At 51.4% G+C, this 5,115-nt stretch carries 5 protein-coding genes; 4 read left to right on the top strand and 1 reads right to left on the bottom strand.

Going from position 1 to position 5,115, the window contains the following annotated elements:
* Positions 1-231: 231 nt before the first annotated feature.
* The 3 genes from F1593_RS27190 (at position 232) to F1593_RS27180 (ending at position 2,989) form a co-directional block, all read left to right on the top strand.
* Positions 232-768: a cysteine hydrolase family protein gene (locus tag F1593_RS27190; protein WP_149404693.1), complete on the top strand. Its 537-nt coding sequence runs from the start codon at positions 232-234 to the stop codon at positions 766-768.
* Positions 769-838: 70 nt separating this feature from the next.
* Positions 839-2,056, top strand: a complete 1,218-nt coding sequence (locus F1593_RS27185; RefSeq protein WP_149404692.1) for a DNA glycosylase AlkZ-like family protein — start codon at positions 839-841, stop codon at positions 2,054-2,056.
* 81 nt (positions 2,057-2,137) lie between these two features.
* A complete protein-coding gene (locus F1593_RS27180) occupies positions 2,138-2,989 on the top strand; it encodes a polyphosphate kinase 2 family protein (RefSeq protein ID WP_149404691.1) in 852 nt (283 codons plus the stop codon).
* A gap of 34 nt (positions 2,990-3,023) precedes the next feature.
* Here the strand turns inward: F1593_RS27180 and F1593_RS27175 are convergent, their stop codons facing one another.
* Positions 3,024-4,481 (bottom strand): DNA polymerase Y family protein, encoded by a 1,458-nt coding sequence (locus F1593_RS27175; RefSeq protein WP_149404690.1) that lies wholly within the window; start codon positions 4,479-4,481, stop codon positions 3,024-3,026.
* 398 nt (positions 4,482-4,879) lie between these two features.
* On the opposite strand from F1593_RS27175, the gene F1593_RS29150 reads away from it, so the two are divergent.
* On the top strand, positions 4,880-5,115 hold a 236-nt coding region (locus F1593_RS29150; protein WP_216369010.1), incomplete at its 3' end, for a hypothetical protein.

The raw sequence follows: 5,115 nt of genomic DNA, 5'->3' as shown, positions 1-5,115 counted from the left end.
GTCGACCGTGAGCGATACTTGAATATGCATAAGAGTTTCCTTTCTGTGGGTTGGATGGGTTTTTTATATCCTACCACAACTGGAAACTCTCTTTTTTCTCGACCCAGGGTTTTGGGTGGAACCAGTCCTATCAGGACGGATTTTACCCTATTTAGCTGCTAAACTCAAGCAGGTAAGAAGGAATCGCACTCGTTCTATAATCAGCAAGAGCACAAAATCAAAGGAGTAGCTATGAGTAAGGATACAGCCCTCGTCATCATCGATATCCAGATTGGCATGATTGATCCAGACAATGCGCATCATCAAGAGGCGCTGGCGCATATGCAGACATTGCTGGAACGGGCCCGGGCCGCAGATGTACCGGTAATCTATGTACAACATAGTGGTCCAAAAGGAGATTGGCTGGAGCCAGGAACCGAGCGCTGGCCGATTCATCCCGCTATCGCGCCACAGGCGGATGAGGTGATCGTGCATAAGCGTGCCTCAGATTCCTTTCATGCGACCACGCTTGAGCAGGTCTTACAGGATAAACAGATCAAGCATCTGGTTGTGGCAGGGGCACAGACAGATTATTGCGTGGATACCACGGTGCGCCGGGCGACAACCTTCGGCTATAATGTCACGCTCGTCGGCGATGCACATCTTACGTACACGACCACCATCCTTAGCGAAGCCCAGATTATTGCTTTCTACAACGACACGCTGCACGGCTTTACAACGGATGAGGCAACCGTCGAGGTCAAACCAACGGCAGAGGTTATATTCTAACCAGCAAGCGGGACCTATAATCGAGATGCAAACCAAGCCGTTAGATTGATTTAGCAGGAGGCAGGTAAGAGTGGTTACAAGTATTTCTCTATCCCAGGAAGAGGCGCGGCGTTTTCTGGCGACCTATCATTTCACATCGACCGATCTCCCAGGCGTCTTTACGCGCCTGGGAACAGTTCAATACGATCCTTTAAAGCCAGTAGGACGCAATGCAGATCTGGTGCTTCAAGCTCGAGTTCCTGGCTATCAGGTCGATGATTGGGAACAGGCGGCATATACTGAGCGCTTGATCTATGATGCCTGGGATAAGCAGGCTTGCCTTGTGCCTGCCAGCGATTGGGTGATGCGTAGCCATACCCGCGAGATGTATAAGCCTTATCATGATCGCGAGATTATGCAGGCTGATCCACAACTCGCTCCCATGCTGCTGGCAGCCATTGATGCACGGGGACCACTCTCATCCCTGGAGTTCGAGGATCGCCGTAGCATGGGGGATCAAAATAGCTGGTATGGTCAGACGCGCACCAAGCGTATTCTGCGAGCCATGTGGGTCAGCGGCGTACTGGTCACCCATCACCGTCAGAGCGGTCGCCATTACTATGATCGACCTGAGCGAGTCATTCCCACACTGCACTATCAACAAGATCCTTTACCGGATACTGAGGCGTATCATCGCTGGATCATTGCACGGCGCTTTCAAGCGGTGGGCCTGTTACGTCCCAATGCCGAGGCATGCATCTGGAGCGGCTGTGGAGATAGTGCCACACGCAAACAGGCCATCGCGCAACTGGTAGAAATGGGGATATTGACCCCTGTGCATGTCGGTGAAAAGAAATGGCTCTACTATATACTCACCGAACTTCTACCATATCTCACTGCACCCACAGCAGAGCCAGATCCTCGCATGCGCTTTCTAGGACCACTGGATAGCATGTTGTGGGATCGCAAAGCGTTACAGCAGATCTTTGGCTTTGACTATCTCTGGGAAGTGTATAAACCACTGGCACAGCGCCGCTGGGGCTACTATGTCCTCCCCGTCTTCTTTAAAGATCGCTTTATTGGACGCTTTGACTCGCGTTTGAACGGCCATACCTGGACAATTCTCAACTGGTGGTGGGAAGAGGACATTCGGCCAGATGCCGAGCTGTATGATGCTCTCACCAATGCCATGCGTAACTTTATGCACTATCTGCGTGCGCAAGCTATCCAGATCGACGCGCAGATTGAGCCGCAGATCCACACCTGCGCTCGCGCGGTCGCACTCAACATCTCAGCACCTGTCCTTTAACAGTGTCAAATGTATCCATAAGGCTTCTGTGATAAGTATAGAAAGAGATAGAGATATTTCATTGAGAGAGGATAGGTTGAGATGAGCCATCAGTTGTTATGGAAGGTTCCTGAAGGCGAAAAGATTAAGCTCCACAAATATGATCCCAGCTATACCCATCCTGAGATCAGGCATGAGGACGCAGATGACATACTGGCAAAGTTGGGAAAAGAGCTTGGCGAGCTACAAGAGCTTTTGAGCGCCGCACAACACCATAGCTTATTGATGATTGTGCAGGGCATGGATACCAGTGGCAAAGACGGAACCATCAGCCATGTATTCTCGCAGATTAATCCACAGGGCTGCGAGGTGCACTCGTTTAAAGTGCCTACGGCAGAGGAAGCAGCCCACGATTTCTTATGGCGCATCCATAAAGCCACGCCAGCAAAAGGGATGCTGGGTATCTTCAATCGTTCACAGTATGAAGATGTGCTGGTCACACGCGTCCACAATCTGGTTCCAGAGGAAGTGTGGAGCAAGCGCTATACAAATATCAATAACTTCGAGAAACTGCTGCATCAAAACGGAACGATTATCCTGAAGTTCTTTTTGCATATCAGCCAGGAGGAGCAAACCAAACGCCTGAAGGCGCGTGTTGACGATAAAGATAAGGCCTGGAAAATCTCTACCAGCGATTTCGCGGAGCGCAAATATTGGGATGACTATCAAAAAGCCTATGAGGATGCTTTAAGCCAATGCAGTACCGATGAGGCTCCCTGGTATATCGTGCCCGCCGACCATAAATGGTATCGCAATGTCGCTATCGCACAGACACTCGTCGATACCATGCAACAGTATAAAGATGAATGGACAACAGATCTGGAAGCACGTGGACACAAAGAACTGGAAGAGCTTCAACAGATGCGCGCTACAAAGCAAATAACAGACATCTAACGTAGATGATTGTTTTTGGATCACTCCAACAAGATTATAATTTGCGTGTCAGGCGACTCCGTGCACGTGCGGGAGGTGGATAATAGCTGGTTGGGACAGTTGTGATCATGTCGCCGATGCGCAGTTGTACCTGGAGATAACGTGTGCCCGAGCGGTGATAGTGCGCGAAGAGCATCAAGCTATGATGGGCGATAATGTCGGACTCGTCAGTATGACGATCTAGCAACATCTGTCCCCCGATGGTTTCTTCGGCTGCCGCCACCTCCATCTCTTCGCCATCCTCATTCATCACCAGTTTGCGTGTCTCGCGGCGGATATGGTTGGGCCAGAGGATCAAGGCGATTGATTGGCCTTTCAAGCGCTGTTCCTGCAAGCGTTCGCTGAGATAATCCGCCAGTTTGCGCAGGGCACTACAGGTCTCATCGGCGTCTGCTTGATGATTAAAACGCACGCGAGCATTCTGGCTTAAAGGAGGAGCATCAGGAATGACCAGGCTATCATCCTCGCCCATAGCGACCCGATAGACCCAGCCGCCTAATGGTCCTAAGCGACGCATTAAAGCTTCCTCAGCCAGGGCTGCCACCTGCGCAAAAGAGGTAATACCAAAATCGCGAAGATGAGCAACCATTTCGGCGACCGCAACAGGATCAAGTTGCTCGCCCTTGCCATCGCTCTCCCCCGGACGTGAGTTCTGCCCTTCATACTGTTCGCCCGCTTCTGTAAACGAGCTGGACTGTTCAGTGGCTCCTCCCCTGAGTTTGAGCAAGAGGGAGAGAGGGAGCGTCTGGACAAAGGAGGCTTCACGACCCTGTGGAATATAAAGAACACCCTGACGGCCATCTTTACGGCTCATCAATGCAGACAATTCAGCGATAGATTTACCATTCGCAACCCCGATCATGGCCATGAGTCCTAATTCAGCAATTTCGGCGCATAAGCGTTCCGCAAGGATCACAGGTGACGAAAATTGCATCTCGCAAGCACGCAAATCAATAAAGGCATCGGCAACGGGTAGCGTCTCAATGATCCGTGAATATGCCCGATAGCGTTCCTTGAGCTTCTGGATCACGGGCTGATACAAGTCATAGGAAGCGGGCAGGAAGCGGGTACGGGGCGCAATGCGATGTGCCCGGCGTAACGGCATGCCAGCAATCAAACCAAGGCGGGCCGCGGCAGGTGAGACATCGATCACGCGTCCGGGCTCATTGGGGCGGCCTGTGCCGGTTCCCACAATAAAGCTCTGCCCATGCAGCGACGGATCAATCATCTCTTCCATCGTACAATGGAAATGATCAATACGCACATGCATAATTCCCTGGCGTAAACGCGCTCTATCAGCAGCTCCGACGGTACTTACAGCCCTCGTAGCTCCTACAGCATCGTCTTGCTCATAATCCGCACGAGAAACATGCGATGGGCGCTGTTCATCTGTCATCTGGGCCGAGCCTTGCAACGGATGACGGGATGGGGAGGATCTATGAAATTGTTGCATAGCACTCTTCTAACAATGGTAAGCTATCTTTATTGCCAGAACAAACAAAGGTTGTTTTCAATAGCAGGGCAGGAGATAGACGTTGCTGAACATGTCAGTTTGAATAAAACAGTACGCTTGTCCATCTCACCCGGTATTTTTTATATTATATACCAAATTCCCTGTTGTGCCTATCAAGCCATATGCCCGAGCGAAGGAAAACTATTCAAGCGAGATTGCCAGATTGGGGGACACCCCAATACGGTTCACATACCTGCAATGATGATGGAGAAGTGTAGGTGCGTGCCGAGGTCGCAACCGAGGTGCGCTTTCCCGTTCACGTACCACCATCTCGCCCCAACGCGCTGGCATGATGGGATCCGATGGGATCCGATGGGATCCGATAGGATCAGTACGAGATGAGGAAAGCGCACCTCGGCTGCGGCCTTGGCACGCACCTACATCGCTCCCCGACGCTCTGTCCTCTCCCCTGCGATACGAATTCCCCTCCCTTTTTGTATGTCATTCCTTTTATTCTCCTGAAAATAGCCGCTCCACAAAAGCAGGCAGCAGAGATCATGCCGTCTCTGCTGCCTGCTGTAATTGGACCTGGTACCCTAATTGCTCAAGACGGCGAAGCGCTCGACGTTTGGTG

The organism is Dictyobacter arantiisoli (assembly GCF_008326305.1).
GTDB lineage: Bacteria > Chloroflexota > Ktedonobacteria > Ktedonobacterales > Ktedonobacteraceae > Dictyobacter > Dictyobacter arantiisoli.
This window is presented reverse-complemented; position numbering and strand designations above follow the sequence as displayed.

What these genes read in the sequence shown, in the direction of transcription:
- F1593_RS27190 (WP_149404693.1), top strand. Translation starts at nt 232, where the DNA reads ATGAGTAAGGATACAGCCCTCGTCATCATCGATATCCAGATTGGCATG.
- F1593_RS27180 (WP_149404691.1), top strand. Translation starts at nt 2,138, where the DNA reads ATGAGCCATCAGTTGTTATGGAAGGTTCCTGAAGGCGAAAAGATTAAG.
- F1593_RS27175 (WP_149404690.1), bottom strand. Translation starts at nt 4,481, where the DNA reads ATGCAACAATTTCATAGATCCTCCCCATCCCGTCATCCGTTGCAAGGC.